Raw genomic sequence first — 26,526 nt, 5'->3', positions numbered from 1 at the left:
GAACCTCTCAGGGGTGGGCGGGGCGGGCGGGCGGAACGCCGCCGTGAGCGGGGAGCGGCATCACTTGACGGCGCCGGCGGTGAGTCCGGCGACCAGGTAGCGCTGGAGGAGCAGGAAGCCGGCGACCACGGGCACGCTGACCACGAGGGAGGCGGCCATGATCTGGTTCCAGTACACGTCGTTGAGGGTGGAGTAGCCCTGGAGTCCGACGGCGAGGGTGCGGGTGGTGTCGTTGGTCATGACGGAGGCGAAGAGGACCTCGCCCCAGGCGGTCATGAAGGCGTACACGGCGACCGCGACGATGCCGGGCACGGCGGCCGGGACGATCACCCGGAACAGTGCGCCCACGGGACCGCACCCGTCGACCTTGGCGGCCTCGTCCAGGTCGCGCGGGATGGAGTCGAAGTACCCGATGAGCATCCAGATGGAGAACGGGAGCGAGAACGTCAGGTAGGTGAGGATCAGGCCGCCGCGCGAACCGAACAGGGCGATGCCGGTGGCGTTGCCGATGTTGACGTAGATGAGGAACAGGGGCAGCAGGAACAGGATGCCGGGGAACATCTGCGTCGACAGGACGGTGACGGTGAAGACGCGCTTGCCCCGGAAGTCGTAGCGGCTGACGGCGTAGGCGGCGAACACGGCGATGACCACCGAGCAGACGGTGGCCGCGCCCGAGACGATCAGGGAGTTGACGAAGTAGTCCGCGAGCGGGACGGTCTCCCAGATGTCCGCGTACGGCCGGAGGGTGAACTCCGAGGGCACCCACTGGAACTTCTCCGAGACGTCCTCCAGCGGCTTGAGCGAGCTGGAGAGCATCACGTAGACCGGCAGCAGGACGAACACCGTCAGGACGGTGAGGAAGATCCGCCGGCTCCACAGGAAGGACGGCGGGGCGGCCATCGGCGAGCGGACGGCGCGCGGCTTCGAGGTGTCAGGCACGGGCCTTCGCCTTCCTTCCCCGGCTGGTGACCAGCAGGTAGACACCGGTCACGACGAGCAGGAACAGCAGCAGCAGGACGGACATGGCCGAGCCGGTGCCGAAGTTCCAGGTCTGGAACGAGGACTGGTAGATGTGCAGGGAGATGAGGTCGGCGGACTCGGGGGCCGCCTTGCCGAACAGCACGAACGGCGTGTTGAAGTCGTTGAACGTCCACAGGAACAGCACCAGCACCAGCACCTGGTTGACGGGCCGCAGCGAGGGCAGGGTGATGTGCCGTATCTGCTTCCAGACGCCCGCCCCGTCGAGGGCCGCGGCCTCGTACATGTCCCGGGGGATGTTCTGCAGTCCGGCCATCAGGGTGAGGAAGGCGAACGGCCAGCCCTTCCACACCGAGACGGTCAGCAGCGCCCAGAACGCGTTGTCGCCGACGAGCCAGAAGGCGGGGTCGCCGCCGATGCCGAGCTGGTCGTGCAGGACGTGGTTCACCAGGCCGTTGTCGCGCTGGAACATGAACACCCAGGTGATGACGGCGGCGTAGACGGGCAGCGCGTACGGGACGAGGAAGAGGGTGCGCAGCAGGCCGCGGCCGCGGAACCGCTCCTGGAGGAAGACGGCGGCGGCGGTCCCGATCAGCCAGCACAGGGCCACCGAGCAGACGGTGAACAGGCAGGTGGTCAGGAACGACTTCAGCAGCGCCTGGCCGACGGGGGCGTCGAAGTCGACGGCCATCCGGAAGTTGCCGAGTCCGGCCCAGGGCGCCTCGGACCAGTTGGAGATGTAGAACTGGGTGAGTTCCCTGAAGCTCATGACGATGCCCATGAGCATCGGCACGAGGTGGACGAGGAGTTCGAGGAGGAGGGCGGGCAGGAGCAGCAGGTAGGGCAGCGAGACGTGGCGCAGCCGCCCGGAGCGGCGCGTGGTCCGCCTGGCTCCGGGACGGTCCTGCTGCCGCTGCGCGCCCGGCCCGGACTTGTCGTGGCGGGATGCGACGGTGATGGTCATGGCGGGGCTCGCGCCTACTTCTTCGGCATCTGCTGCTGGGCCTTCTCGAGCTTCTCGCGCACCGACTGCTCGGTCACGGCCCGCCCGGCGGCGGCGTCGGCGAACAGCTCCTTGACGGCGGTGCCGACGACGGTCTCGAACTGGGACTCCTCGGGCACCTGCGGGAGGGCGGTGGCGCTGGTGGCGAGGGTGTCGCGCAGCACGGCGACGGCCGGGGCGCCGAAAGCCGGGTCGGACTGGGCGGTCTTGACCGGGGGGATGGACCCGTAGGCCTTGTTGAGGATCTTCTGCTCCGCGTCGCTGGTCATGAAGTTCACGAACTTCAGCGCGCCGTCGAGGTTGTCGGTGTTCTTGAACACCCCCATGTTGATGCCGGCGACCATCGAGTTGGTGGCCGTGCCCGTGCCCGGTTCGCCGGACTGGACGGGGGCGGGGGCGACGCCCCAGTCCTCGTCCTTCATGCCCTGGGCCTTGAAGGTGGCGGACGCGGTCTGCCACAGCAGCATGCCGGTCTTGCCCTTGGAGAAGTCGCTCAGCGACTGGTTCTGGGCGTACTCGGCGTTGCCCGGGGCGACGATCTTGTGCTTGGCCATCAGGTCGACGTACTGCTTGACCGCGGCGACCGCGCCGTCGGAGGTGAAGTCCGGCTTGCCGTCGGGGGTGAAGAAGTCGGCGCCGTGCTGCTTGCCGAGGACGAAGACCTGGTGGATGTTGTTGGAGAGGTTGGAGCCCTCGACGCCGATGCCGTTCTTGCCCTTCGCGGTGAGCTTCTTGCCCGCGGTGACCAGCTCGTCCCAGGTGGCGGGCGGCTCGGCTATCCCGGCCTCGGCGAACAGTTTCTTGTTGTAGTAGAGGGCGTACGCCATCGAGTACAGCGGCACGGCGGCCGGGTCCTGCCCCGGGGCTCCGGTGGAGCCGAGCGCGGACTCCACGAAGCGGTCCCTGCCGCCGATCCTGTCGAAGTTCTTCTCGTCCCAGGGCAGCAGCGCGCCGCTCGCCTGGAGCGAGGCCGACCAGGTGTTGCCGATGTTGAGGACGTCGGGGCCCTGGCCGGACGTGGTGGCGGTGAGGATGCGGTTCAGCAGGTCCGACCAGGGCACGACCTCCAGCTTCACCTTGATGCCGGTCTGCTTCTCGAACTTGTCGAGTTCGGGCTGGAGGACCTTCTTGTCGACCTCGATGCTCGCGCCCTGGTTGGAGGCCCAGTACGTGAGGGTCTTGGGCGAGTCGTCGCCCCCGCCGGTCGCGGAGCCGCCGCCGCAGGCCGTGGCGGCGAACGCGAGGGACAGGGTGACGGCACCGGTGACTGCGGCTCTGAATCTGCGCATGCTCCTGGGACCCTTCCGGGGGACGCGAGGGGAACCGGTACGACGCGCGCCCCTGCTGGCCGTACCGACTTAATTTATGGCGTGAGTTAATAGCCACGGGAAGGGTCCGTCAAGGCCCCCGGCGCAGGTACGTCCCGCCCGGCGACGGCGGACGACGGGCGCGGCGACCACGCGACGGCGGACGTACGGCACGTGACCTGCGGCTCGACTGCCGCACCCGCCGAGTGCAACGGTTGTGTTGCGACGGAGCGTTCGGCCGCCCGCCGCCCCCGTCAGCGGTCCCGGGCGGTCACGGGCAGGTCCCGCTCGAACACCGCCATGCCGCGGCCGGGGCCGTCGTAGTCCTCCGCGGTCCGCGCGGTGGCACCGAGGCGGACCGGCAGGGAATGGGGCCCGGCGTCACCCGGCGCGCACGGGGGCGCGGTCAGTGCCGTGCGCGCCGACCGTGTCGAGGCCGGGGAGTGCCCGTTTTCACCCATAGGATCCCGGCGTGGCACACACCATCGACGAGCTCGTGGAACTGCAGCGCGCGGCCGACGCGGCACAGGCCGAGCTGCAGCGCGTCCAGAAGGCCTTCGGCCGGCCCACCGAGGGCCGGTGGGCCGCCGAACAGCACACCGAGTGGGAGACGGCCTTTCGCGCCTGGAGCGACCTCTCCCGCCAGGTGCAGCTGGCCATCACCGAACACGCGGAGTCCGAGGGCACCTCGCGGGGCGAACTGGAGGCGGAGGTGCAGCGCAGGGCCCGGCAACCGGAGCAGGACGGGCCCGGCGGGGAGTGAGCCGCCGGGCACCCCGGCACCCCGGGGCACCCCTTGGCGGGTGCGGCGGTGTTCGGTACCGTGGGGCCGTTCGTGTCGATCGGGACGAGGAGAGCGGGGAGGTGAGGTCGATGACCGCGTTCGGGGCCACCGCGTCCGGCGCCCGGGTCACCCTCACGTCCCGGGCCGTGGCCTGACCTCGTCCGTCCCTCCTCGCCGGGAGCGTGAGCCCGCGAGGCCTCACACGAACCTTCCACGGAACGGATCCGTACCTGTCATGAGCAACACCTGGATCACCCGCGCCGAGACCCCTGGCGACAGCGCCGCCGTCCGTGACATCCTCCTCGCCGCCTTCCCGACGGCGCTGGAGGCCGACCTGGTGGACGCGCTGCGCGCCGACCCGGCCGCCTGGATCGACGGGTTGTCCGTCGTCACCGCGGACGGGAGCGGACGGCTCGCCGGCTACGCGCTGCTGACCCGCTGCCACATCGGCGACGTCCCGGCACTGTGCCTGGGCCCCTGCGCCGTACGGCCCGAACGGCAGCGCGGCGGAGCCGGCTCGGCCGCCGTCCGCGCCGCCCTCGACGCCGCCACGAAGGCGGGCGAACGGTACGTCGTCGTCCTGGGACACCCGGCGTACTACCCGCGGTTCGGGTTCACCCGGGCGTCCGCCCACGGCATCGGGCTGAGCATCGACGTCCCGGACGAGGCCCTGATGGCCCTCGCCCTCGGCTCCGGGCACCCGCTGCCGGCCGGCACCGTGCGCTACGCCGCCGCGTTCGGCATCTGAGCGGTCCGCCGGGCGGGGACACGGCGTCCCCGCCCGGCGGCACCTTCCGGGGACCGCCCTCGCGGACCGCGGGCGCAGGGCGGCGCGGTGGTGTCCGCGCCGCGGTGCGGGCCGGGTCCGGACGGACGCGTTGCGCCGCGCGCGCGTCGTGCCGGGTCGCCGGCCCCGCTCTCAGAGCCAGCCGCGCCGTGCCGCCTGGACGCCCGCCTGGAAGCGCGTGGTGGCGCCCAGGGCGGCCAGGAGGGCGGAGACGCGGCGCACGACGGTGCGGCGGCCCACGCCCAGGTGCCGGGCGATCGCGTCGTCGGTGGCACCGCTGGCCATCAGCGTGAGGATCTGCCGGTCCCGGGCGTCGATCTGCGTGGCGGCGCCCGTCGCCGAGACGGGAACGGCGAGTCTCCACAGGGACTCGAAGACGTTGGACAGCGCCCGGAACAGGCTGGACGGGCGGATCAACAGGGAGACCACCCCGGGGCGGTCGTCGGCGGCCAGGGTGACCACCGCGAGGTCGTCGTCGCGGATGGCCAGCTTCAGAGGCGGATCGTCCAGGGTCCGGGCCTGTTCGCCGGCTTCGATCATGCGGGCCATGTTCGGCCACGCGACGGGGTCGTCGAACGCGGAGCCGGAGTAGATGGCGCGGTAGACGACCCCGGCGGCCATCCGTTCGCGCTGCAGCGCCTCCTGCGCGAGGTAGAAGTCGGCGGTGCCGGAGTAGGGCGGCACGTCGATGCAGCGGAGCTGACGGCGCGCCGACTGCTGGAGCTGCCGGCTGATCGCCAGGACGCGCGCGTGGTCCTCGACGACCTCCAGCGCGCCGTAGTGACCGGACTCCCTCCTGGCGGCACGGTAGAGCCGCTCCAGCTCCGTACCGGTCCGGCGCAGCGCCGTGCGCACGCTGTCGTTGTGCCGCAGGAGCGCCTCGACGACCTGCGCGGGCGGCACCGCCTCCCAAGCGGCCCCCGCGTCCCCGGGGCCGGTGGTCACGACGATGTCGGCGGCGGCGAGTTCGTGCAGCACCGCCCGTACGGCGGCCTCGTCCAGTCCGGTCCGGGCCGCCAGCCGCCCGGCGGACTCGTGCGGGTGGCGGACCAGGGACCGGTAGACCCGGCCACGGTCGGAGCCGGGGTCCAGCACGTCGTGCACGACTACCACCTCGCCTCACGGTGCAACGGGGCCGTTCTGCGCGATCCCCGGAGACTACTGCGCGGACAGCGCACTCGCGCCAGTGGCCCGTCTGCGCCGCCCGCGCGTATGGCGTCACCCAGGGGTGATGCGGTGTCATCTCCCGTGACCGGCCGGCCGCCTCTGCCGCGACGTCGGCCGGCGTCCATGGCGTCCAGCCCACCCCGAGGACAACTCATGAGAGCAGTTCCGCCTGCCCGGCCGAGCCGTGCGAGCCGCGTCCCGAGGCGGCCTTCGCGTCCGCCCGTCCACTCGTCCCCGCTCCCCGGCAGACAGGGTCCCGCGATGTACAGACGACTGTGCGCGCTGCTGCTCAGCCTCACCCTCCTGTGGACGGCCGGAGCCGGTGCCGCCCAGGCCGGACCCGGCAAGCGCGTGCACAACGGGATGCAGATCCTCTTCAGCCCGTCGGCGTCGTACCCCTTCTGCACGATCGGTGCGGTGGGCACCGACAGGTACGGGCACCGGATCGCCGTCTCGGCCGGCCACTGCCTCAGCGATCCCGCCTACGCCGACCGTGAGATCCACGACGACGTGGCCCCCGTCTACGACCGGGCCGACCCCGGCTTCGGGCCGATCGGCCACGTGCGCTACTTCAAGGACCCCGAGGGCTCACGGACGGGGCACATCACCAAGGACTACATGATCATCGAGCTGGTCCCCCAGGTGACGCTCTCCTCGCAGGGGCCCTACCTGAAGCAGACCGGCGTCCTGGAGGTCCCGGGGGGAACCGCCAGCCCGAACGCCCCGCTCCCCGCCCTCGACACCGAGCGGCTGCTCGCGACGGGGGTGAACGAACTCGTCGTGTCGGGCCAGACGGGCGTGTGGTTCGGCACCGTCATGGCCAACACCGGAGGCATCTACCGGTCGCCGGCGGCCAACCTGGCCGGCGACTCGGGCGGACCGGCCGTCTGGCACGTGCCGGGCAGCGAACTCCCCTCCGAGGCCAACGGGTTCCAGGCCGCGGGCCCCTGGGCCGGGATCACCAAGGCGATCACCTTCTCCTTCCCGCCGTTCGAGTACACCAGTTCGGCCAACATCCTCGCCGACCTGCGCGCCCGGGACGCCGCCACCCCCGGGGGCGTCCACGGGGCGGGCTTCGAGGTGACCACCGAACCGTGAGGCAGCCGGCCGGCCGGCACGGATCACCGACCGACTGCGCACGCAGTGCGGGAACCGACGGAAGCGAGGGCCAGGATGGGCTACTTGGACGGCATCGAGCCACGTCTCAGGACGGCGTTGAGGCTCCGCAGACTCTCCCTCCACGAGCGGGCGGACCGGAAGGACTACTTCGACGTGTACTGGGACGACGGCCTCAAGTACGCCCCCGACGACCGTGGGCTGCCCGTAGGGGTCCTCTCCGTGTCCGCCTTCCGCTCCGGCTTCGCGCAGCGCAGGACCGAGTTGTGGTGGGTGACCGTCTCCACGCCCGTGGTCCACGAGGTCGCCAGCAGGCTGCCGGACATCAACGAGGCCATCCGCGTGTTCCTGCTGCATCTCCCCGACCGGTACTCCTGACTCCGTGGGCGGTCGCACACACGCGCACTGCCGGACGCCGGCGCCGGGGTGCCGCGGAGGCTCCTCGGCCCGCGGCGCCCGCGGCAGGCGATGACCGCGCGGGAGTTGCGTCAGCACCGTCCAGCGCCGGCGCGTGCCCGGCGCGCACGGGGCGGGGCCCGCGCCTCACACGCCTGGGCGCGGAGCGCCGCCGGCCGTGCGGGGGCGCCCGGGCCGTAGGGAACGTCCCGGCCGTACGGGAACGTCCCTGCCGTACGGGAACGTCCCTGCCGTGCGGGGCACCCGCCGCCGCACCGGCACCGAAGCCGAGGCCGGCGGTTGCTTTGCGCGGCCGTTCCCCGTCTGGAAGCATCGGAACAGGAAGACCCATGTGAGGTGCGCCGCGCGGTTCCCGTCCGCGCGTGTCCACGGCAGAGCCCGACGCCTTCACCGGACGCCCCGCCTGTCATCGCAAGAACCGTGTCCCCGACACACCGCCACGATCACCAGCAGGCCGGGAGGCTGATCATGGCCACGGCGGAAATCGCCTCGGAACGAGAGTCGGCCTATCTGTCGCAGTTGACGATGGCCGCGGCACGCTACGCGAACCGCACCCAGCAGCGGGAGAGGAACCAGTCCGTCCTCGCCACACGTGGCGTGCTCTACGCCGACACGCCGGACCGGGTCCAGAAGCGGCTGGCCCGCATCGGCGCCGACTGGGCCATGGCGCGGGCGATCGAGCAGACGCCGACGGTGCCCGCCGCCGGCGCGGGGAGCACCCTGCTGCTGCCGCCCGAGGAGTTCACCAGTGAGGTGCTGGGGCTCGAGCGTCTGATCGGGCGCAACAACCTCACCCCGATCGCGTTCCTGGAGGAGGGCGCGCAGGTCTCCCGCTCGGTCGGCAGGATCACCGTCAGCGGGCCGGGAGGCGGCCACGGCACCGGCTTCATGGTGTCCCCCTCCCTGCTGCTCACCAACAACCACGTGCTGCGCGGCCCGGAGCCGGCGAGCCGCGCCACGGTCGCGTTCGCCTTCCAGGACCGGGTCGACGGAGGCCCGCTCGTACCGGCGGTCTTCGCGCTGGAACCGCACCGGTTCTTCGTCACCGACCGGGCCCTGGACTACAGCCTGGTCGCGGTCGCCCCGCGCGGCACGCAGGGCGAGGCGCTGTCCTCGTTCGGCCGGCTGGTCCTCAGCGAGGCGCAGGGGAAGGTGATCATCGGGGAGTTCGTCAACATCGTCCAGCACCCCAGGGGTGAGCCGAAGCAGATCGCGCTGCGCGACAACCAGGTCGTCGACCTCCTGGAACGCTTCCTGCACTATGTGTGCGACACCCGCGAGGGATCCTCGGGTTCGCCCGTCTTCAACGACCAGTGGGAAGTCGTCGCGCTGCACCACTCGGCCGTCCCGCAGACCGACGCCGAGGGCCGTCCGCTGAGCGTCGACGGCACGGTGTGGCGGCCGGAGACGGGCGAGCACCGACTGGCGTGGCGGGCCAACGAGGGGGTGCGGATCAGCCGCGTGCTCCAGGCGCTGCACGGCGTGACCCTGACCGGTGAGGCGGCCCGGCTGCGGGACGAGGTCTTCACCACCGGTCTCGGCCCGTCCTCCGCGGAGGGCGCCCCGCCGCCGGTCCCCGACGGCGCTCCCGCCGGCCCGCCGGGGTCCGAAGGCGCCGCGGCCGTCCAGGCCTCGCACCAGGTGCCCCAGGGGGCGCCCGCAGCGGCAGTCCGGGCAGCGGACGGCACCATACAGGTGACGGTGCCCCTGCGGATCACCGTGAGCACCGCCCCGCAGCCCGCACCCGCTCCGACGCCGGCGATGACGGCACCCACGCCGGTGACGACGCCGGCGGCCGCCCCGCACCCTGCCGGGCGCGCGGACATCGTCTCGGCGGTCGAGAAGGACGTCGAGGCCGCCCTGAGCAGCCACCGGCTCGCGCGGGAGCGCCCCTACTACGACCGGACGGCGGACGCCGCGGCACGCGACGCCTACTACGCGGACGTCCGCACCGGCGACGGTGACGCGCTGCGCCGCGCCCTGACCGCGCTGCTGGCGCGGACGCACGCCCCGCAGCCCCGGTACAAGCCGATGAACCTGCTCTACCCGTGGGTCGACCTGCACGAGGACCGGCGGCTGCGCAGCATCTACTCGGGCAAGGGCTTCTCCGCCGAGGAGCTGATACGGGCGGACGCGGCCGTGGCGGAGGCCCGGCTCGCCCGCGTGCAGGAGCTGCTGCTCCAGGAGAGCACGGCGGGGCCGGCCGAGTTCGAGGAGGAGTTCGCCGCGCTGGAGGCGGCGATGCCGTTCAACTGCGAGCACGTGGTGCCGCAGTCGTGGTTCGCCCGGAAGGAGCCGATGCGGGGCGACCTGCACCACCTGTTCGCCTGCGAGCCGGGCTGCAACAGCTACCGCGGCAACCTGCCGTTCTTCGACTTCGTCCACTTCGAGGAGTCCCAGCGGGACGACTGCGGGATGCGCGAGGACGTCGGATTCGAGCCGGAGGACGGCAAGGGCGCGGTCGCCCGCGCGACCCTGTACTTCCTCCTGCGCTACCCGGGCCGGGTCGGCGACGTGGCGACCGAGTTCCCCGAGGAGCGGCTGCCCGTCCTGCTGCAGTGGCACGAGAGGGAGGCGGTCACCGAGTACGAGCGGCACCGCAACGCTGCCGTCGCGGAGATCCAGGGCAACCGGAATCCGCTGATCGACCACCCCGAGTGGGCCCGCGAGATCGACTTCTCGGGCGTGTGGCCCTGAGGGGTCCCGCTGCGCCTCCTGGCGGTCTCCTTGACCTCGACCTCGGTCGAGGTCCTACGGTGCTGCCGCAGCGACCGGCCACACGAGGAGCGCGCGGACATGACGACACCCGAGGACTTGACGGACGCCGAGCTCGCGGCGCAGCCGGCCGCGTACTGGACGGGAGTGGCCCATCAGGCGCTCATCGCGTTCACCCGGGCCCGGCAGGCGGAACTGGGATTCACCCAGCCCCAGTACTGGCTGCTGCGGAACCTGTCGCCGCACGACCTGTCCCCCGACGGCCGCGGCAGGACGCTCGCGGAGCTGCGCCAGGCCATGCGCTCCTACCTCAGGCCCGAGGACGACCTGGCCGCGGAGGCGAGGGCCCTGCTGGAGGGCGGCCGGCTCACCCGGGACGGCGACGGGCGGTGGTGGATCACCGAGGCGGGCGAGGCCGCGCGGGCCGAACTGAAGCGGCACGCCCCGGCGATCCGCGCCCGCGTCCACGAGGGCATCGAGGACGCCGACTACGTCACCGCCCTGAGGGTGCTGCGGCGCATGATCCGCAACACGAGCGGCGCGTGACGTCCGGCGAGCGGACGCGCCGGGGCGCTCAGCCGGGAATGCCGCTGCCGTAGGGGGCGTACAGGTCGAGTAGCCGGGTGCGGGCCGCGTGCAGGCGGTGGACGAGCACCTGGCCCACCCAGCGCCCGACGGCCTCCCCCAGGCGGGGGTCGCCGCGGCACAGGTCGCGTACGGCCCTGGCGTCGAACTCCCAGGCGCGCACCGGTGTCACCGCCTCGGCGCCCAGGTGCCACACGTGCGGCGCGAAGAGCCAGGAGCAGCCGACGAGATCGCCGAAACCCAGCGTCTCGATGACGGCCGGGCGCCGGCCGGGCACCCGGACGTCGAGGGCGACCGTCCCGGTGCGGATGATCCAGAAGCGGTCGGCGCGGCCGCCCTCGTCGAACAGTCGCGTGCCCTGCGGGACGCTCGTCTCGCGGGCGAGGGTCATGAGCGTGCCCCGGTGTCCGGCGGGCAGGGAGCGGGTCACGCGGGGCGTGGTCGCGGTGGTCATGACTGCACCTCCTCGTGCGGCGGCGGCCGGAGTGTGCGTGCCGCCGCGGTACGGCACCTGCTTCCAGGGTCCGGCCCGGGGGCACGGTCCCGCTTGGGCCGGGCGGCCCCGGCGGGGTGCCGATGGGCCCCGTCCGGGCGGTGGGTCCGGTGGGCCCCGCCCGGACCGTGGGTCGGGCCCCGCCCCGCCGGGGGTCCGATGGGCGCCGTCCCGGCGGTGGGTCCGGTGGGCCCTCGGTCAGGGGGCCGAAGGTCCCGACTTCCCGGGCCCGTGGTCCCCGGTTGCCGGCAACGGCCCGTGAACGCCGTGGCGGGGGCGGCTGCGGTTGCTATACAGAGGCGGCCGGTCGTGCGCTCGCTGCGGTCGTCCCGCTGTCCTGTCCGTCCTGTCCAGGGAGGCTTCATGCTGTCCGCTGAGTCCGCCGCCGTCATACGCGCCACGCTGCCCGCCGTGGCCGGTGCGCTCGACGAGATCACCGAGCGTTTCTACGGCTCGATGTTCCAGGACCGTCCGGAACTGCTGGACGGCATGTTCAACCGGGGCAACCAGGCCGTCGGCACGCAGCGCCGGGCCCTGGCCGGGGCGGTGGCGGGCTTCGCGAGCGCGCTGCTGGCGGAGCCCGACGCCCGTCCGGACGCCCTGCTGGAGCGGATCGCGCACAAGCACACGGCCGTCGGCGTCACCGAGGACCAGTACACGATCGTCCACAAGTACCTGTTCGGTGCGATCGCCGAGGTGCTGGGCGACGCGGTGACGCCGCGGGTGGCGGCGGCCTGGGACGAGGTGTACTGGCTGATGGCCGGCGCGCTGATCGCCCGGGAGGCCCGGATCTACCGGGACGCGGGAGTGGCGCCGGGTGACATCTGGCGGCCGTGGACGGTCGTGGAGCGCCGTGCGGAGACCGCGGACGTGGTGTCCTTCCTGCTGCGGCCCGCCGACGGCGGCCCCGCCCCGGCGGCCCGCGCCGGGCAGTACGTGAGCGTGCGGATGACGATGCCGGACGGGGTGCGCCAGGTGCGCCAGTACAGCCTGTCCTGCGACCCGGGCGGCCAGTTGCGCCGCATCACCGTCAAGCGGGTCGCGGGCGGCGCCGGCGCCCCGGCGGGCGAGGTGTCGGACCTGCTGCACCGGACCGTGCGGGTGGGGGACGAACTCACCCTGTCCGCGCCGTTCGGCGACGTCGTCCTCGACGAGGCGGACACCCCGCTCGTCCTCGTGTCGGCGGGCATCGGCTGCACCCCCCTGGTCGGCATGCTCGACCGGCTCGCCGCGACCGGCTCCGAGCGGGCCGTCCTCGTCCTGCACGCCGACCGCTCCCCCGGCGACCACGCCCTGCGCGCCGAGACCCGGGAGCTGACGGATCGTCTGCCGCACGCGCAGGCCGTGTTCTGGTACGAGCGGGCGGGCCTGGCCGAGGCCGGTGCCCGCACCGGCCGGATGGACCTGTCCGAGGTGACGGTGCCCGCCGGCGCCACCGTGTACCTGTGCGGGCCGCTGCCGTTCATGCGGGACGTGCGGTCCGCGCTGCTCCAGCGGGGCGTCCCGCCGCGGAGCATCCGCTACGAGGTGTTCGGCCCCGACCTGTGGCAGGCCGGCGCGGCCTGAGCGGACCGGCCGGTGTCCCGGCCCGCCGGCGCGGGCCCCGGGTGCCGGTTCAGGGCGTCACCGGCACCCGCCACACCAGTCTCGTGCCCCCGGACGGCGGTGCCGTCCACGTCAGGTCGCCGCCCAGCTGGGCGGCGCGTTCCGCCATGTTGCGCAGCCCGCTGCGGCGGCCCCCGGGCGGGATGCCGACGCCGTCGTCGGCGACCTCCAGGCGCAGTTCGCGCCCGTCGGTGGCGAGGACGACGTCGGCGCGGCCGGCGCGGGCGTGCCGGGCGACGTTGGTCAGGGCCTCGGACAGGACGGCGATCGCGTGGTCGGCGGTCTCCCGGGGGACGCGGGTGTCGAGCAGTCCGTCCATCCGCAGACCCGGCGCGAAGCCGAGGACCGGGGCGGCCTCGCCCACCACGCGGACCGCCCGGGCGCGCAGACCGGTCCCGGCGCCGGTCTCGCGGGACCGCAGTCCGAAGATGGTCGAACGGATGATCTTGATGGTCTCGTCGAGGTCGTCGACCGCGCGCGACACCCGTTCGGCGGCCCCCGGGTGCTCGATGAAGCGCCCCGCGCTCTGCAGGGTCATCCCGGTGGCGAAGAGCCGCTGGATCGCCAGGTCGTGCAGGTCGCGGGCGATCCGGTCACGGTCCTGGAGCACCGCGATCCGTTCGGCGTCCCGGCGCCGCTCGGCGAGCTCCATGGCCACCGCGGCCTGCCCGGCGAACGACTTCAGCGGCTCGGTGCGCTGCTCGGTGAAGACCGTCTGACCAGCTTCGCGGACCAGCAGCACCACCCCGCGGACCCCGTCCCCGCTGCCGATGGGCACCGCGACGGCCGGGCCGAGTCCGGCGAACCGCGGCGGGCCGGACGAGACCCGGTCGTCCTGGGTGATGTCCGCGCTGGTGACGGTGGTGGCGGTGGCGAAGGCCCGGCCGATCAGGCTCGCCCGCACCGGCAGCACCAGGCCCTGGTGGGCGTCCGCCTCGCGGCCCAGGGCCAGTTCCACGGTGAGGGTGCCGGCGCCGGCGCCCTCCGTGGGCACCGCGACCACGGCCAGCTCCGCGCCGGTGATCTCCCGGGCGCGCTCGGCGATCAGCCGCAGCACCTGCGCGCGGTCGCTGCCGGACATGATGCTGTGGGTGATCTCCGCGCTGGCCCGCAGCCAGCGTTCCCGCAGCCGGGACTCCTCGTACAGGCGGGCGTTGTCGATGGCCACACCGGCCGCGACGGCGAGCGTGGCGAGGACCGACTCGTCCTCGTCGTCGAACTGCGCGCCGCCGCGCTTCTCGGTCAGGTAGAGGTTGCCGAAGACCTGGTCGCGCACCCGGATGGGGACGCCGACGAAGGTGTTCATCGGCGGGTGGTGGGGCGGGAAGCCGTACGAGGCGGGGTGGTCGGAGAGCTTGGCCAGCCGCAGCGGTTCGGGGTTGCGGATCAGTTCGCCGAGGATGCCGTGGCCCTCGGGGAAGCTGCCGATCCCGGTGATCTGGTCCTCGGTGACGCCGACCGTGTGGAAGTCCGCGAGCCGCCTGCCGTCGGGGCCGATCACGCCCAGCGCCGCGTACCGGGCGTCCACCAGCACCGCCGCGGCCTGCACGATGCTGTGCAGCACCTGTTCCAGGTCCAGCTCGCTGCCGACCGAGAGCACCGCTTCCAGCAGGTTGTGCACCCGGTCGCGGGTGCCGCGGACCGCGTCCAGGCGGGCCTGGACCTCCTCCAGCAGCTCGTCGAGCCGGAGCTGGGGAAGCCGGAGGTGTGCCTCTCCGGACTCCGCGGAGCCTGCCACCCGGGGTTCCTCCTGGTGTGTCTCGTGCGCCCGCCACCCGGACGCTCGTTGTCGCCACCGTAACCGGCCGGGCGGGCGCCTCCCTGCGCCGCCCCGGGCGGCCGGGCGGGCTCAGCGGCCGCCGCGGCCCTCCTGCCGGAGCCGGTCCCCGGCCTGGGTGGCGATGACGGCGGCGTGGATGCGCCGTTCGACGCCCAGCTTGGCGAGCAGCCGGGAGATGTGGTTCTTGACGGTCTTCTCGGCGAGGTACAGCCGCTGCCCGATCTGGCGGTTGGTGAGGCCCTCCCCGATCAGGGCGAGGATCTCCCGCTCGCGCGCGGTGAGGTCGGGCAGGGCGTCCGGCTCGTCCGGCGGCCCTTCGGCGCCGCGCAGGCGGGCCATGACGCGGGTGGTGGCGCTGGGGTCGAGCAGGGACTGGCCGCGGGCCACCGTGCGGACGGCGGTGACCAGGTCGGAGCCCTGGATCTGCTTGAGGACGTAACCGGAGGCGCCCGCCATGATCGAGTCGAGCAGGGCCTCCTCGTCGTCGAAGGAGGTCAGCATCAGGCAGGCGAGACCGGGCATGCGGGAGCGCAGTTCCCGGCAGACGGTGACGCCGTCGCCGTCGGGGAGGCGGACGTCGAGGATCGCGACCCGCGGGCGCAGCGCCGGCACCCGGACGAGTGCCTGCCCGGCGGTGGCGGCCTCGCCGACGACGTCGATGTCGGGCTCGTCGTCGAGCAGGTCCCGCACCCCGCGCCGGACCACCTCGTGGTCGTCCAGCAGGAAGACCCGGACCGGCACGTCCGGTCCGGTCCGCTCGGCGTCCGCCATCGCTCGCTCCTCGGTTCGGGTCCTGCGGGGGCCTGGGGCTCCCCGTACAGGATCCTGCTCCGCGGAGGGCCGGCCGGCCAGGGCCGTTCGGCCCTGATCAGGGCCGGTTCCGCCGCTGGAGGTCCCCCGCCGCTGAGGGGACGGCCGCTGGGCCGGCCGCTTCCGGCCGGTGCGGGGGCGGTGCGCCGGTTCGCGGGCCCTCGGTCACCGCGGGCGGGAGGGGTGGGCCGGCTGCTCGCGCGGGCCTCTACTGCTCCGCCTTGTACAGCCGTATGTCGCGGTTGGCGAAGAGGTGAACGTATCCGCAGTGCCAGCAGATCAGGCCGGTGGCCGTCTCGTCCGCCCAGGCCATCTTCATGAACTCCATGCCCGCGCTGTTCAGCATCACGCCGCGTTCGCGGAACAGCTCGCCCCGGCAGATCTGGCAGGTGATCCAGACGTCTCCGACCGCGGCCTTGACCGGCTTGCGCGCCATGACGTTCCCCCTCGTGAGATGCGGTCCGGCCTGGCCGGACGATGATCACAAAGAGTAACCGGAGTGGGGGCCGGGGTGCCGACGGGTTCCGGCACGGGGCGGCACGGCCGCCGGGGCGTGATGGGTGTCCGGCGGCCGTAGGGGTGCGGCGGGGCGGGCCTCACATGTCGGCGGCGTCCACCACGTCGCCGAGGTCGACGAACTTGAAGCCGGTCGCGGTGCGGGTGCCGCCCTCGCCGTCCGGGACCTCCGGGGTCCCGTGGCCGTCCTGGACCACCAGCAGACCCTTGGGGTAGCGGCTGCCCAGCGGGGCGTTGAGCACGGCGGCGCCGTCGCACTCCTGCGAGCCGTCGAGGGTCGCCGAGGCGGCGCCGACGCGGAAGCCGCCCTCGTACTCGTTGTCCTCGCTCACCTCCCGGTCGTACAGGGCGAAGGTGTCGTCGCCCTGGCTGGAGGCGAGGAGGTAGCCGTCGCCGTCGGACTCCTGGAACAGGGTCAGGCCCTCGACGTCCGCGGAGATGTGCTCACCGCCGTAACCGGGGTCGGCCCCGGCCGTGCACTCCTCGGTCGCCTCGTCGTAGACGCCGGGGACGCCGAACTCGCGGACCTTGTCCACCAGGACCGGCTTGGTGGTGAGGTCGGCCCGCATCCGCCAGATGCCGATGTCCTCCTGGCCGGCGTAGAGGGTGCCGGTGGCCGGGTCCACCACCATGCCCTCGACCTGCGGGAGTTCACCGGGCTCCGCGCAGGGGGACCAGGTGGTGCCGTTCGGCAGGCGGAAGGCGGAGGGCAGGTCGAGGGTGCGGACCTTGCGGTAGCCGACGGTGCCGCCCGCGGCCGGGGTCAGCTCCACGAGCGCGACGCGGGTCCGCTCGCGCTGGCTGACCAGGGCGTAGGTGCGCCCGGTGGCCTTGTCCTGCCAGGTGGCGAGGCCGTACGCGGTGCGCTGGTCGTTGATCTCGGCCTGGTCGGCGGAGAACACCGGGGCGGCGGCCGGGTCGGTGATGTCGGTCAGCGGCGCGCCGGGCCGGGCGGGGTCGATGCGGTAGATCCGCAGGCGGTCGTTGCCGCGGTCGCTGACCACGGCCACGTCGACGCGGCCCGTGGAGGTGCGCAGGCCGGTGACGAGGTCGACGTTGTTGTAGCGGCCCGGGGCGTCGTCCTCGGCGGGGGGACGCGGGGCGGGCAGCGACTGCACCAGGCGGGCGCCGAGGTCGTACACCCGCAGTCCGCCCTCCTTGGCGGTCGCGATGACGAGGCTGTGGTCGGGGTCGGCCGCGTTGCGCCAGATCGCCGGGTCGTCCGCGTCGGAGTTGCCGCCCGCCTCGTCGTCGTAGAGGGGAGGGGTCTCGGCGGTCGGGGCGACCGTCGGCAGGCCCGTGTCGTCGGCCCCCGCGGGGGCGGCGGTCACGAGGGCGAGCAGGGTGGCCCCCAGGGCGAGCGTGGTGACCCTGCGTGGCGTGCGGTGCGTTCTCACAAGCGCTTCCTTCATCGATGTCGAGGACATGCAGATGGTGCGGGGAGAACCTTGCGTGCAGGGGGCCGTGATCTGTACGCGCGAGTGCGGGGGGTACGACCGTACGTCGACTTCCGTTAACCGGGGAGCCGTGAACCGGCCGGAGCCGTCAGGGAAGGCGCGGGCGGCTGCCGCGGGCTTCCGGTCGGCGTGCCCGCGGACGGGCGGGGCGATCGGGTTCCTTCGCCGTGGGCGGCGAGGAGCGTGTCGTTCGCCTCGGTGCCGTCATGGCGGTGCCTCCCGCTCCGGCAGCGCCCGCGCGGTTCCGCGGCGGGCGGGCCGTCGGCGCCGCTCCTGCGGCAGGGCCTCGAAGGCCCGGGTGGGGCCCGCCAGGAGGTCCAGTGGGTCGATGCCGAAGTGTTCGGCGACGGCGTCGCAGTCGGCGAGGCTCCACGCCGCGCTGCCGGACTGCCGACGGCTGACCTGCGCCTGACTGACGCCCAGCGCGGCGGCGACGTCCGTCTGGGATTCGCCGGTGGCGTGCATCAGCGCGGCCACGGCGGCGCGAACCCGCTCCTCCAGAGTCATCCGCACGACGTGCAATCTAGCACTGCGGAGCATGGACCATGCGTTTTCCGAATGAAGGCGGAACACACGGCGACGCTTGACCGGGTATCGAATATCGGCCACCCTCGGTGTGTGACGCGGATCACACCGGAAGCTTTGGAACCGGGCATTCCGGGCTCGGCTGCGATTCCCGAATATCGAACACCGACTGTTCAATTGTGGAAGACAAGTTCCACGGCCCCGCGATGCCTTCGAAACGTAGGGAGTGAGCGGCGTCTCACCCTCGAATAGCTGGATCATGGAGACTCGTACCCATGAATGTCACGCACCGTTGGCGCGGAAACCGCAGCACTTAACGTCCTGTTCATGACTCAGCTGGACGTACGGCCCATGGCCGGAAACACAGGCGACGGGGATCCCGCCGACGGCATGCGCGCCAAGGGCCTGAGCGGGAACTCCGTCGGGCTGCTGGGCAGCGCCGTCATCGGCGTCTCCACGGTGGCCCCGGTCTACTGCCTGACCTCGACCCTCGGCTCCACCGCCGGCGAGGTCGGTCTGCAGATGCCGGCGGTGTTCCTCGCGGGGTTCCTGCCCATGCTGCTGGTCGCGTTCGCCTACCGCGAGCTGAACAAGGTGATGCCGGACTGCGGCACCTCCTTCACCTGGACGGTGAAGGCGTTCGGCCCGAAGGTGGGCTGGATGTGCGGCTGGGGGCTGGTGATCGCCACGATCATCGTGCTCTCCAACCTGGCCGGTGTGGCGACGTCGTACTTCTGGCTGCTGGCCGGGGAGATCACCGGCAGCGACGACGTGGCGGCGCTCGACGGCAACAAGGCGGTGCACATCGTCACCTGCCTCGCGCTCGTCGCCGTCGCGACCGTCATCAGCTACCGCGGGATGACCGCGACCAAGGGCGTCCAGTACGCGCTGGTCGGACTCCAGCTCGTGGTGCTCGCCGTCTTCGTGGCGATGGCCCTCGGCAAGGCGGGCAGCGCCGACTTCCCGACCTCGGCGGACTTCTCCTGGTCGTGGCTGAACCCGTTCGCCGTGCAGTCGTTCGCCGCCTTCACCGCCGGCCTCTCCCTGTCGATCTTCATGTACTGGGGGTGGGACGCCTGTCTCACCGCCAACGAGGAGACCACCGGCAGCACCAGGACCCCTGGCCGCGCGGCCCTGGTCGCCATGGTCGTGCTCGTCGGCTCCTACCTCGCCACCGGTGTCGCCGCGCAGATGGTCGTCGGCTCCGGCGACAAGGGGCTCGGCCTCGCCAACCCCGACACCTCCGACAACGTCTTCGCCGCGCTGGCCGGCCCGGTGATGGGTCCGGCGCTGGGCATCCTGCTCTTCGTGGCCGTCCTGGCCTCCGCCGCGGCGAGCCTGCAGACCACGTTCATCCCGGTGGCCCGTACGGTGCTCGCGATGTCGACGTACGAGGCGCTGCCCGCGTCCTACGCCAAGGTCCACGAGCGATTCCGCACCCCGGGCCGCGCCACGGTCATGGCGGGCGTCGCGACCGGCGTGTTCTACACGGTGATGACCCTGGTCAGCGAGCATGTGCTGGTCGACACGATCTACGCGCTCGGCCTGATGATCTGCTTCTACTACGCCCTGACCGCCTTCGCCTGCGTCTGGTACTTCCGCGCCGAGGTGCTGCGCTCCGGCCGCGACCTGCTCTTCAAGGGCCTCTTCCCGCTGGTCGGCGGCCTGCTGCTGAGCGCGGTCTTCACCAAGACCCTGGTCGACATGTGGGACCCGGCGTACGGCAGCGGTTCCTCGGTCCTCGGCATGGGCTCGGTGTTCGTGATCGGCGTGGGCCTGCTCCTCCTGGGCGTCGTGATCATGTATGCGATGCGCTGGCGCCACCCGGCCTTCTTCCAGGGCAAGACCCTCACCCGGTCGACGCCCGCGCTGGTCGCCGAGGACTGAGACCCGGCGAGCGGACGGACGCGCGGACGGCGGGGCACCCCCGGGGGTGCCCCGCCGTCCGCGCGCCGGGCGTGGTGGTTCGTGGCCGGGCGCCGGGACCGCGGCCGGCCCCCGACGCGGGCGGCGGCCGGCGCAGCCCCGGCGGGACGGGTGACCCGCGAACCCGGAGTCCGCGGCGCCGATCCGTGGGGCGGCGCGGTCCCCCCCGGCTCCGGCACGACCGCCGTCCGGACACGGCAGTGGCGCCGGAGGGAGTGAGCGGTCCGGCGGCGGGTTACTCGGGGACCATGAAGCTGCATCTTCCGGGACGCCCGGGGCACAGGGACGAGCGCGACGACGACAGGCCGGCCGCCGAGGGGGCCGGACCCGGCCCCGAGGTCGAGCGGGCCGCGCCCGACACACCGGCCAAGCTGCCGAAGGGGGCCTGGGGCGCGGTGCTCAAGGGCAGCGTCCGGGAGTTCAAGGACGACGAGCTGACCGACCGCGCGGCGGCCCTGACGTACTACGGCGTCCTGTCCCTCTTCCCCGCGCTGCTGGTGCTGGTCTCGCTGCTCGGGATCTCCGGCAGGTCCACCACCGACAAGGTGATGGAGAACCTGGAGAAGCTGGCCCCCGGCTCGGCCCGCGACATCATCACGCGCGCCGTCGAGCAGCTCCAGGGCAACGCGGGCACCGGCTCCCTCATGGCGGTCGTCGGCCTGCTCCTCGCGGTGTGGTCCGCGTCCGGATACGTCGCGGCGTTCATGCGCACGGCGAACGCCGTCTACGACATGCCGGAGGGACGGCCGGTGTGGGCGATCCTGCCGGTGCGCCTCGGCCTGACCGTCGCCCTGATGATCATGGCCGTGATCAGCGCGTTGATCGTCGTCTTCACGGGCGGTCTGGCCCGCCGGGCGGGCGACGTCCTCGGCCTCGGGGACACCGCGCTGACCGTGTGGGGCATCGCGAAGTGGCCCGTCCTGGTGCTGCTGGTCACCCTGATGATCGCACTGCTGTACTGGGCCAGCCCCAACGCCAAGGTGCGGGGCTGGCGGTGGGTCACGCCGGGCAGCTTCCTCGCCCTGGTGATCTGGATGATCGCCTCCACCGGGTTCGCGTTCTACGTCGCCAATTTCGGCTCGTACAACAAGACGTACGGGACCATGGCGGCCGTCATCGTCTTCCTCGTCTGGCTGTGGATCACCAATCTGGCGATCCTGCTCGGCCTGGAGTTCGACGCCGAAACCGTCCGCCAGCGGGCCATCGCGGGGGGCCACCCGCCGGAGGAGGAGCCGTACACCGAGCCGCGCTCGACGCGGACCTGGGACGACGACACGTCTCCCGGCGAGAACTGAGTCCCGACGGACGGCCCCTGCGCCAAGCCCTGCCCTCGCCCGCGCCAACAACTGTCCAACAGCGGTCCAGGATTCCGCCATGCCGGACCATGATTCGGCAGCGCGACCGAACGCGTGTCCGCTCGGTCGTACGTTCCTCCCGTGACACTCGACGACACCCCGCCCGGAGCCGCCGCACCGGCTCCCGCGCGCCGCTCCCTGCTGCGCGCCGCCGTGACCGGTGCCGCCGCGGCCGGCGCCGGACTCGCCCTGGACGTCTCCCCCGCTGCCGCCGCCCCGCCCGCCGCGCGGCCCCGGCCCGCCACCGCGCCGGAGGCACTGCGCGAGCTGGCCGCCGGGAACCGGCGCTGGCGCACCTTCCGGGAGCGGCACCCGGACGAGACGCCGGCCGTGCGGCAGGCACTGACCTCGGGCCAGCACCCGTTCGCGCTGGTGCTCGGCTGTGTCGACTCGCGGGTGCCGCCGGAGCTCGTCTTCGACCAGGGGCTCGGCGATCTGCTCACCGTGCGCAGTGCCGGTGAGGTGCTCGACGAGGCGGTGCTCGGCAGCATCGCGTACGGGGTGCTGGAGCTGGCGATACCGCTGGTCGTGGTGCTGGGCCACCAGTCCTGCGGGGCCGTGCGGGCCGCCGTGGAGGCGGACGGGTCCGGGGGGCGGCTGCCGGCGCACATCCAGTACCTGGCCGATCAGATAGCGCCGGCCATCGACCGCGGCACCCAGGGCGAGGCCCGCGTGGACGCGACGATCGACGCGAACGTGCGGCTCGTGCGGTCCCGGCTCGCGGCGGAGCCCGATCTCGCCGAGCGGGTGGCGGACGGCCGGCTGGCGATCGTCGGCGCGCGGTACGAGCTGACCAGCCAGCTGGTGCACCGCGTGTCCTGAAGCGGCGCCCGGGCCCTCACCCGGCGCAGCCGCACGGTCCCGGCCCGCCGCTCCTCCGCCCGCTCCCCGGTGGACCAGCGGTCGCGGCGACCGGGCCGGGACGAGCCGGCCCGGATCGTGGCGCGGCGCGCCGGCGAGGCCCCGCATCCGCACCACGCGGGCGGCCGCGCCCCCCCCGACGCCGCCGGACTGCCGCCGCCGGACGCGCCGCACCCGGACGCGGCCGGCCCGGCCGCCGGATGGGCGGGTGGTTCGCCCGGCCGGTGTCCGGCGGCGGCGGGGCGTTCGCCGGCGGCTGATCCTTCCCGGCCCGGCCCCTCGCGGTCGCCTTCCCGCCGTCCACCCCACCGCCGTGCCGGCAGCGGCCGGCGTCCGGACGGCCCGCCCGCACCGGCCGGCCGAGGCAGGCGGCCGTCTGCGGTGGGCTGCCGACGGGGAGGCCGCAACCCTTCTTTCCGCCCCTCGGCTCCGCCGCCCCGGCGGCGAGGGGATAATTCCCGCGTCCGCCGTACCGCCGAGGCCCCGGGGAGCCATGAGTCACCGCGCCGCCAACCTGCCCCACCTGCTCGGCGAAGCCCGGCGCTGGTTCGAGGACGCGGTCTTCGCCAGCATGGAGGCCGCCGGGGAACAGCCGGTGACCACCGCGCAGGCGTCCGTCTTCGCGATGCTCGACGCCGAGGGCACCACCGTCTCGGAACTGGCCCGGCGGATCGGCGTCACCCGCCAGACGGTCCACCAGGCCGTGCACGGGCTGATCGGCATGGGCCTGCTGGAACAGGCGCCCGATCCCGGCTCGGCCCGGCGCCGGCTGATCCGCACCACGTCCGAGGGGCGGCGCGTCCACGAGCGGGCCCGGGCCGTGATCGGCCTCGTCGAGGCGGTGCTGGCCGAGCGCATCGGCCGGGCCGGCGTCGACGCCGTACGGGAGGCGCTGACCGCCGACTGGGGTGAGCCGCCGCTCGTCCGGGCACCCTGAGCGCGTCGCCCTCCGGCGTCCGGCCGGCCGGTCCGCGGACGTCACGGCGAGCCGGCGGTGCCGGACACCCTGAACGGACGTACGCCGGCGGGATGGGCGGGGGCCCCGCGTACGGCGCGGCTCAGGCGATGAGCGCCTGGTCCGGTCCCAGCCGGTCCAGGAGGTGGTCCTGGTGCAGTTCCGCGACCGGGGCGAGCAGGTCCGGGTGGCGCAGCAGGGCCGCGGCCTGCGTGTCGCGCACATCGGGGTCGATCAGGCGGCGGAACTCGGCCGGCGCGTTTCCCCCCGCCCGCTCGGTGACGGCGGCCACGGCCAGCCGGGCCAGGTCCGGGTCGGTGAGCAGACAGGCGGCCCAGCTGGCCACGACCTCGTCGACCCAGGTGCGCCAGGCGGAGTCCTCGGGCGCCGCGTCGGCGCCGGTGATCCAGTCCAGGCGGTCCGATCCGCCCGGGCCGGTCAGGGTGACCAGGGCGGCGTCCGTGGGCGTCGGGTAGCGCAGGCAGGCCGCCACCGTGACCGCCTGCCGGGCCTGCGCCTCGCACAGGGCCGCGGCCAGGGCACCGCCGGACGCCGGGTAGGCACGCGTGAGCCACTGCGCGGTCGCCGCGATGAGCGGGGAGAGATCGGTGAGCACTGGCGGACCGTCCGAGCTGCCGGGAACGGGGTGGGCCAAAAAGGTATCCGGGCGCCCCGGCGGATGGACATGGCCCAAACCACGTCCGGGACGTGCTTTCGGCCACATCACGGGCGTGGACGGGTGCCGGCGGCTCAGCCGGGCATGAGACCCGCCGCCACCGTCGCCCCCAGTTCCCAGCAGGCCTCCAGGTCGCTCCTGGCGGGCTCGCCGGTCACGGTGACCGGCTCGGCCGCGCGGCGCCAGCCCAGGCCGGTCGTGATCGACTCGATGCCGCGCACGGCTCCGGTGACATCGCTGCCGCCGTGCACGTAGTAGCCGAAGGGCCGGCCTCGGGTCTCGTCCAGGCACGGGTAGTAGACCTGGTCGAGGAAGTGCTTGAGCGCGCCGGACATGTAACCGAGGTTCGCGGGCGTGCCCAGCAGGTAGCCGTCCGCGGCGAGCACGTCGGAGGCGGTGGCGGACAGGGCCGCGCGCCGCTGGACGCGGACGTTCTCGATCTCCGGGGCCGTCGCCCCGGCGAGGACCGCTTCGAGGATCGCCTGGCAGTTCGGCGACGGAGTGTGATGCACGATCAGCAAGGTGGGCACGACGGAACCCTAACGCCCGTTGTCAGGCCGGTTCCGCGGGTGGGACGATGCCCGCCACGACCAGCCGGAGGAGGCAGCGTGACCGACGGGGACCACCGCCCGGACGCGGCGACGGTGTTCGACGCGCTCGGCAGCGCGTACGAGGAGGCGTTCGCCGGATCGAAGGCGCACCGGGCGTCGCTGGAGTGGCTGCTGGAACGGCTGGAGCCACGCAGCAGGGTGCTCGACGTGGGCAGCGGTACCGGACGGCCGACCGCCGAGACGCTCGCCGGGGCCGGCCACCGGGTGCTGGGCGTGGACGTCTCCCCGGTGATGGTGGAACTGGCCGCCCGGCAGGTGCCGGACGCCGAGTTCCGGTGCGCCGACATCCGCGAGACGCCGCTCGAGGACGCCTCCTTCGACGCGGTCTGCGCGTACTTCTCGCTGCTGCAGATGTCCCGGGAGGAGCAGTCCGCCCTGGTCGGACGGCTGGCGCGGGCGCTGCGGCCCGGGGCGCCCGCGGTGCTGGCGACGGTGCCCCTCGACATCGAGGGGATCGACGCGGTGTTCATGGGGCAGCCGGTGCGGGTGACCAGCTTCTCCGCCGGGGACTTCACCGCGCTGGCGGAGGCGCGGGGCCTGGAGGTGCTCCGCGCGGAGCAGAGCGTCTTCACGCCCGCCCACCCCGATGCCGTACCGGAGCCGCATCTGTTCCTGTACGCCCGGCGCGCCTGACACCGCCCGCGGCGGGACGATGGCCGTGACGCCACGGAAAGGGGTCCGGCCATGCGGGAGACGGCGATCGTGGAGGCCCCGTCGGTGCTCGGGCTGCGGCCGACCGGGGTGGAGGAGCTGCCTGCGGCCCTGCTGGACGCGGGGCTGGCGGCGGCGCCCGGTGCGGTGCGCGCCGGGCGGGTCGAGCCGCCTCCGTACGACCCCCGGCGGGACCCGCGCACCGGGGTGCGCAACGCGGCCGGTCTGGCGGAGTACGCCGTGCGGCTCGCGGACGCGGTCGGCGCCGTCCTGGACCGCGGCCGCTTCCCGCTCGTCCTCGGCGGTGACTGCAGCATCCTGCTCGGCAACCTGCTCGCGCTGCGCCGCCGGGGACGGTACGGCCTGTTCTTCCTCGACGGCCACACCGACTTCTACCAGCCGTCGGCGGAGCCCGCCGGGGAGGCCGCCTCGATGGAGCTGGCCCTGGCCACCGGACGCGGCCCCGGCCTCCTGGCCGATCTCGAAGGGCGCGGGCCCCTGCTGCGGGACGAGGACACCGTGGTGCTCGGCTTCCGGGACACCGGCGAGTCCGCCGCGGCGGGCATGCAGCCGCTGCCTCCGGGCCTGAGCGCTGTGGACCTGGACGGTGTGCGTGCGGTCGGCGCGGGGGTGGCGGCGCGGCGGGCGCTCGCCCGTCTCGCCGCCGTGCCGTACTGGGTGCACCTGGACGCCGACGTGCTCGACGACGCGCTCATGCCGGCCGTCGACTACCGGCTGCCCGGCGGGCTGTCGTGGGCCGAGCTGACGGAGGTGCTGCGCACGGCGCTGCGGGACGGGCGGGCCGTCGGCCTCGACGTGACGATCTTCAATCCGCGGCTCGACCCGGACGGCACGCTCGCGGCCCGGCTCGTGCGGTGCCTGCGCGCGGGGCTGGACCGGGGCCCCGCCCGGGTGCCGGAGTGAGCGGTGCCGCCGCGTTCAGCCGAGGGCGCCGAGGAGTTCCTCGCACGCGCCCAGGCAGGAGCGGCAGGCCTCCGCGCACAGGCGGCAGTGCTCGTGCTGGTCGGCGTGGGCGCCGCACTCGTCGGCGCAGGCCTTGCAGGCGGTGGCGCACGCCTGGAGCATGGCGCGGGTGACGTTGGCGTCGTAGCCGGTGTGGCGGGAGAGCACGGACGCCGTCGCGGTGCAGATGTCGGCGCAGTCCATGTCGGTGCGGATGCACTTGGTCAGCTCGCCGACCATGCCCTCGGAGAGACACGCGTCCGCGCAGGCGGTACACGCCTGGGCGCAGGCGACGCACTCCTCGATACACCGGGTGAGCTTGGTGCGGTCGATCTCTCCGAGGTCGGCCGGGTAGGTGGCGAGCATGTCCTTGACCGTGGTCATGGCCCACTCCTCGGGACGCGGGACGGGCAGTCGGACCCTTGCCGACTAGCCGCCGCCGGGCCGGGCGAAACGCGCCCGCGCCCCCCGGTCACGGCCGGC

Annotated in this window: 26 protein-coding genes; 13 read left to right on the top strand and 13 right to left on the bottom strand. The window is 73.5% G+C overall.

What is annotated here, in order from left to right; translation table 11 throughout:
• Positions 1-60: 60 nt before the first annotated feature.
• From SGLAU_RS30110 to SGLAU_RS30100, 3 genes are read right to left on the bottom strand one after another with little or no spacing between them, the layout of a single operon-like run.
• Complete coding sequence (locus tag SGLAU_RS30110) at positions 61-900, bottom strand: carbohydrate ABC transporter permease (RefSeq protein WP_052414166.1); 840 nt, start codon at positions 898-900, stop codon at positions 61-63.
• A 31-nt stretch (positions 901-931) separates the two neighbouring features.
• The gene (locus SGLAU_RS30105) at positions 932-1,942 is read right to left on the bottom strand and encodes a carbohydrate ABC transporter permease (protein ID WP_043505717.1); all 1,011 of its coding nucleotides are present in this window, start codon (positions 1,940-1,942) and stop codon (positions 932-934) included.
• A gap of 14 nt (positions 1,943-1,956) precedes the next feature.
• The gene (locus SGLAU_RS30100; protein WP_043505716.1) at positions 1,957-3,270 is read right to left on the bottom strand and encodes an ABC transporter substrate-binding protein; all 1,314 of its coding nucleotides are present in this window, start codon (positions 3,268-3,270) and stop codon (positions 1,957-1,959) included.
• A gap of 490 nt (positions 3,271-3,760) precedes the next feature.
• On the opposite strand from SGLAU_RS30100, the gene SGLAU_RS30090 reads away from it, so the two are divergent.
• Positions 3,761-4,051 (top strand): hypothetical protein, encoded by a 291-nt coding sequence (locus SGLAU_RS30090; RefSeq protein WP_043505713.1) that lies wholly within the window; start codon positions 3,761-3,763, stop codon positions 4,049-4,051.
• 256 nt (positions 4,052-4,307) lie between these two features.
• Complete coding sequence (locus tag SGLAU_RS30085) at positions 4,308-4,820, top strand: GNAT family N-acetyltransferase (protein WP_043505712.1); 513 nt, start codon at positions 4,308-4,310, stop codon at positions 4,818-4,820.
• Between the two features lie 171 nt (positions 4,821-4,991).
• Here SGLAU_RS30085 and SGLAU_RS30080 read toward each other — a convergent pair whose 3' ends face one another.
• A complete protein-coding gene (locus tag SGLAU_RS30080; protein ID WP_043505711.1) occupies positions 4,992-5,963 on the bottom strand; it encodes a LuxR C-terminal-related transcriptional regulator in 972 nt (323 codons plus the stop codon).
• Between the two features lie 324 nt (positions 5,964-6,287).
• Between SGLAU_RS30080 and SGLAU_RS30075 the strand changes: the two genes are divergently transcribed.
• The 4 genes from SGLAU_RS30075 (at position 6,288) to SGLAU_RS30060 (ending at position 10,820) form a co-directional block, all read left to right on the top strand.
• Positions 6,288-7,124, top strand: a complete 837-nt coding sequence (locus SGLAU_RS30075) for a hypothetical protein (RefSeq protein WP_043505710.1) — start codon at positions 6,288-6,290, stop codon at positions 7,122-7,124.
• Between the two features lie 117 nt (positions 7,125-7,241).
• Positions 7,242-7,520: a hypothetical protein gene (locus tag SGLAU_RS30070; RefSeq protein WP_159072813.1), complete on the top strand. Its 279-nt coding sequence runs from the start codon at positions 7,242-7,244 to the stop codon at positions 7,518-7,520.
• A gap of 507 nt (positions 7,521-8,027) precedes the next feature.
• The gene (locus SGLAU_RS30065) at positions 8,028-10,256 is read left to right on the top strand and encodes an endonuclease (protein WP_043505708.1); all 2,229 of its coding nucleotides are present in this window, start codon (positions 8,028-8,030) and stop codon (positions 10,254-10,256) included.
• Positions 10,257-10,355: 99 nt separating this feature from the next.
• Positions 10,356-10,820, top strand: coding sequence for a transposase (locus SGLAU_RS30060; protein WP_043505707.1), 465 nt, complete (start codon positions 10,356-10,358; stop codon positions 10,818-10,820).
• Between the two features lie 28 nt (positions 10,821-10,848).
• Here SGLAU_RS30060 and SGLAU_RS30055 read toward each other — a convergent pair whose 3' ends face one another.
• The gene (locus tag SGLAU_RS30055; protein ID WP_043505706.1) at positions 10,849-11,313 is read right to left on the bottom strand and encodes a Crp/Fnr family transcriptional regulator; all 465 of its coding nucleotides are present in this window, start codon (positions 11,311-11,313) and stop codon (positions 10,849-10,851) included.
• Positions 11,314-11,715: 402 nt separating this feature from the next.
• Here SGLAU_RS30055 and SGLAU_RS30050 point away from each other — a divergent pair, with 402 nt between their 5' ends.
• Complete coding sequence (locus SGLAU_RS30050) at positions 11,716-12,918, top strand: globin domain-containing protein (protein ID WP_043505705.1); 1,203 nt, start codon at positions 11,716-11,718, stop codon at positions 12,916-12,918.
• 49 nt (positions 12,919-12,967) lie between these two features.
• On the opposite strand, the gene SGLAU_RS30045 is transcribed toward SGLAU_RS30050, so the two are convergent.
• The 5 genes from SGLAU_RS30045 to SGLAU_RS30025 form a co-directional block, all read right to left on the bottom strand.
• The gene (locus tag SGLAU_RS30045) at positions 12,968-14,695 is read right to left on the bottom strand and encodes a GAF domain-containing protein (RefSeq protein WP_043505704.1); all 1,728 of its coding nucleotides are present in this window, start codon (positions 14,693-14,695) and stop codon (positions 12,968-12,970) included.
• A gap of 111 nt (positions 14,696-14,806) precedes the next feature.
• Positions 14,807-15,508, bottom strand: coding sequence for a response regulator (locus SGLAU_RS30040; RefSeq protein ID WP_043505702.1), 702 nt, complete (start codon positions 15,506-15,508; stop codon positions 14,807-14,809).
• Positions 15,509-15,755: 247 nt separating this feature from the next.
• A complete protein-coding gene (locus SGLAU_RS30035) occupies positions 15,756-15,983 on the bottom strand; it encodes a hypothetical protein (protein ID WP_043505701.1) in 228 nt (75 codons plus the stop codon).
• Between the two features lie 160 nt (positions 15,984-16,143).
• Positions 16,144-17,460 (bottom strand): phytase, encoded by a 1,317-nt coding sequence (locus SGLAU_RS30030; RefSeq protein ID WP_043505700.1) that lies wholly within the window; start codon positions 17,458-17,460, stop codon positions 16,144-16,146.
• Between the two features lie 264 nt (positions 17,461-17,724).
• The gene (locus SGLAU_RS30025) at positions 17,725-18,027 is read right to left on the bottom strand and encodes a helix-turn-helix domain-containing protein (protein ID WP_078957961.1); all 303 of its coding nucleotides are present in this window, start codon (positions 18,025-18,027) and stop codon (positions 17,725-17,727) included.
• A 345-nt stretch (positions 18,028-18,372) separates the two neighbouring features.
• On the opposite strand from SGLAU_RS30025, the gene SGLAU_RS30020 reads away from it, so the two are divergent.
• From SGLAU_RS30020 to SGLAU_RS30005, 4 genes are all read left to right on the top strand, one after another.
• Positions 18,373-19,932, top strand: coding sequence for an APC family permease (locus SGLAU_RS30020; RefSeq protein WP_043505698.1), 1,560 nt, complete (start codon positions 18,373-18,375; stop codon positions 19,930-19,932).
• A 287-nt stretch (positions 19,933-20,219) separates the two neighbouring features.
• Positions 20,220-21,266 carry a YihY/virulence factor BrkB family protein gene (locus SGLAU_RS30015; protein WP_043505697.1) on the top strand — a complete coding sequence of 349 codons (1,047 nt, stop codon included), beginning with the start codon at positions 20,220-20,222 and terminating at the stop codon, positions 21,264-21,266.
• Between the two features lie 141 nt (positions 21,267-21,407).
• Positions 21,408-22,148, top strand: a complete 741-nt coding sequence (locus SGLAU_RS30010) for a carbonic anhydrase (RefSeq protein WP_043505696.1) — start codon at positions 21,408-21,410, stop codon at positions 22,146-22,148.
• A gap of 532 nt (positions 22,149-22,680) precedes the next feature.
• Complete coding sequence (locus SGLAU_RS30005) at positions 22,681-23,124, top strand: MarR family winged helix-turn-helix transcriptional regulator (RefSeq protein ID WP_043505695.1); 444 nt, start codon at positions 22,681-22,683, stop codon at positions 23,122-23,124.
• 121 nt (positions 23,125-23,245) lie between these two features.
• Here the strand turns inward: SGLAU_RS30005 and SGLAU_RS30000 are convergent, their stop codons facing one another.
• Positions 23,246-23,758: a hypothetical protein gene (locus SGLAU_RS30000; RefSeq protein WP_043505693.1), complete on the bottom strand. Its 513-nt coding sequence runs from the start codon at positions 23,756-23,758 to the stop codon at positions 23,246-23,248.
• Between the two features lie 134 nt (positions 23,759-23,892).
• The gene (locus tag SGLAU_RS29995) at positions 23,893-24,348 is read right to left on the bottom strand and encodes a flavodoxin family protein (protein WP_043505692.1); all 456 of its coding nucleotides are present in this window, start codon (positions 24,346-24,348) and stop codon (positions 23,893-23,895) included.
• Between the two features lie 78 nt (positions 24,349-24,426).
• On the opposite strand from SGLAU_RS29995, the gene SGLAU_RS29990 reads away from it, so the two are divergent.
• Entirely contained in the window at positions 24,427-25,062 is a 636-nt protein-coding gene (locus SGLAU_RS29990; RefSeq protein ID WP_043505691.1) for a class I SAM-dependent methyltransferase, read from the top strand.
• Positions 25,063-25,113: 51 nt separating this feature from the next.
• On the top strand, positions 25,114-26,004 hold the full coding sequence (locus tag SGLAU_RS29985; RefSeq protein ID WP_043505690.1) for an arginase family protein: 891 nt from the start codon (positions 25,114-25,116) through the stop codon (positions 26,002-26,004).
• Positions 26,005-26,019: 15 nt separating this feature from the next.
• On the opposite strand, the gene SGLAU_RS29980 is transcribed toward SGLAU_RS29985, so the two are convergent.
• On the bottom strand, positions 26,020-26,427 hold the full coding sequence (locus tag SGLAU_RS29980) for a four-helix bundle copper-binding protein (RefSeq protein ID WP_043505689.1): 408 nt from the start codon (positions 26,425-26,427) through the stop codon (positions 26,020-26,022).
• Positions 26,428-26,526: the final 99 nt, after the last annotated feature.

It is taken from the genome of Streptomyces glaucescens (genome assembly GCF_000761215.1).
In the GTDB taxonomy this organism is placed as follows: domain Bacteria; phylum Actinomycetota; class Actinomycetes; order Streptomycetales; family Streptomycetaceae; genus Streptomyces; species Streptomyces glaucescens_B.
The sequence above is the reverse complement of the archived record's forward strand: the minus strand, read 5'-3'. Positions and strand labels throughout refer to the sequence as shown.

Excerpts from the sequence above, each read along its gene's own strand:
- SGLAU_RS30060 (WP_043505707.1), top strand. The coding sequence starts at position 10,356 with ATGACGACACCCGAGGACTTGACGGACGCCGAGCTCGCGGCGCAGCCG.
- SGLAU_RS30110 (WP_052414166.1), bottom strand. The coding sequence starts at position 900 with ATGGCCGCCCCGCCGTCCTTCCTGTGGAGCCGGCGGATCTTCCTCACC.
- SGLAU_RS30105 (WP_043505717.1), bottom strand. The coding sequence starts at position 1,942 with ATGACCATCACCGTCGCATCCCGCCACGACAAGTCCGGGCCGGGCGCG.
- SGLAU_RS29980 (WP_043505689.1), bottom strand. The coding sequence starts at position 26,427 with ATGACCACGGTCAAGGACATGCTCGCCACCTACCCGGCCGACCTCGGA.
- SGLAU_RS30040 (WP_043505702.1), bottom strand. The coding sequence starts at position 15,508 with ATGGCGGACGCCGAGCGGACCGGACCGGACGTGCCGGTCCGGGTCTTC.
- SGLAU_RS30065 (WP_043505708.1), top strand. The coding sequence starts at position 8,028 with ATGGCCACGGCGGAAATCGCCTCGGAACGAGAGTCGGCCTATCTGTCG.
- SGLAU_RS30025 (WP_078957961.1), bottom strand. The coding sequence starts at position 18,027 with ATGACTCTGGAGGAGCGGGTTCGCGCCGCCGTGGCCGCGCTGATGCAC.
- SGLAU_RS29985 (WP_043505690.1), top strand. The coding sequence starts at position 25,114 with ATGCGGGAGACGGCGATCGTGGAGGCCCCGTCGGTGCTCGGGCTGCGG.
- SGLAU_RS30075 (WP_043505710.1), top strand. The coding sequence starts at position 6,288 with ATGTACAGACGACTGTGCGCGCTGCTGCTCAGCCTCACCCTCCTGTGG.
- SGLAU_RS30085 (WP_043505712.1), top strand. The coding sequence starts at position 4,308 with ATGAGCAACACCTGGATCACCCGCGCCGAGACCCCTGGCGACAGCGCC.
- SGLAU_RS30005 (WP_043505695.1), top strand. The coding sequence starts at position 22,681 with ATGAGTCACCGCGCCGCCAACCTGCCCCACCTGCTCGGCGAAGCCCGG.
- SGLAU_RS30100 (WP_043505716.1), bottom strand. The coding sequence starts at position 3,270 with ATGCGCAGATTCAGAGCCGCAGTCACCGGTGCCGTCACCCTGTCCCTC.
- SGLAU_RS30050 (WP_043505705.1), top strand. The coding sequence starts at position 11,716 with ATGCTGTCCGCTGAGTCCGCCGCCGTCATACGCGCCACGCTGCCCGCC.
- SGLAU_RS30020 (WP_043505698.1), top strand. The coding sequence starts at position 18,373 with ATGACTCAGCTGGACGTACGGCCCATGGCCGGAAACACAGGCGACGGG.
- SGLAU_RS30055 (WP_043505706.1), bottom strand. The coding sequence starts at position 11,313 with ATGACCACCGCGACCACGCCCCGCGTGACCCGCTCCCTGCCCGCCGGA.
- SGLAU_RS30015 (WP_043505697.1), top strand. The coding sequence starts at position 20,220 with ATGAAGCTGCATCTTCCGGGACGCCCGGGGCACAGGGACGAGCGCGAC.
- SGLAU_RS30035 (WP_043505701.1), bottom strand. The coding sequence starts at position 15,983 with ATGGCGCGCAAGCCGGTCAAGGCCGCGGTCGGAGACGTCTGGATCACC.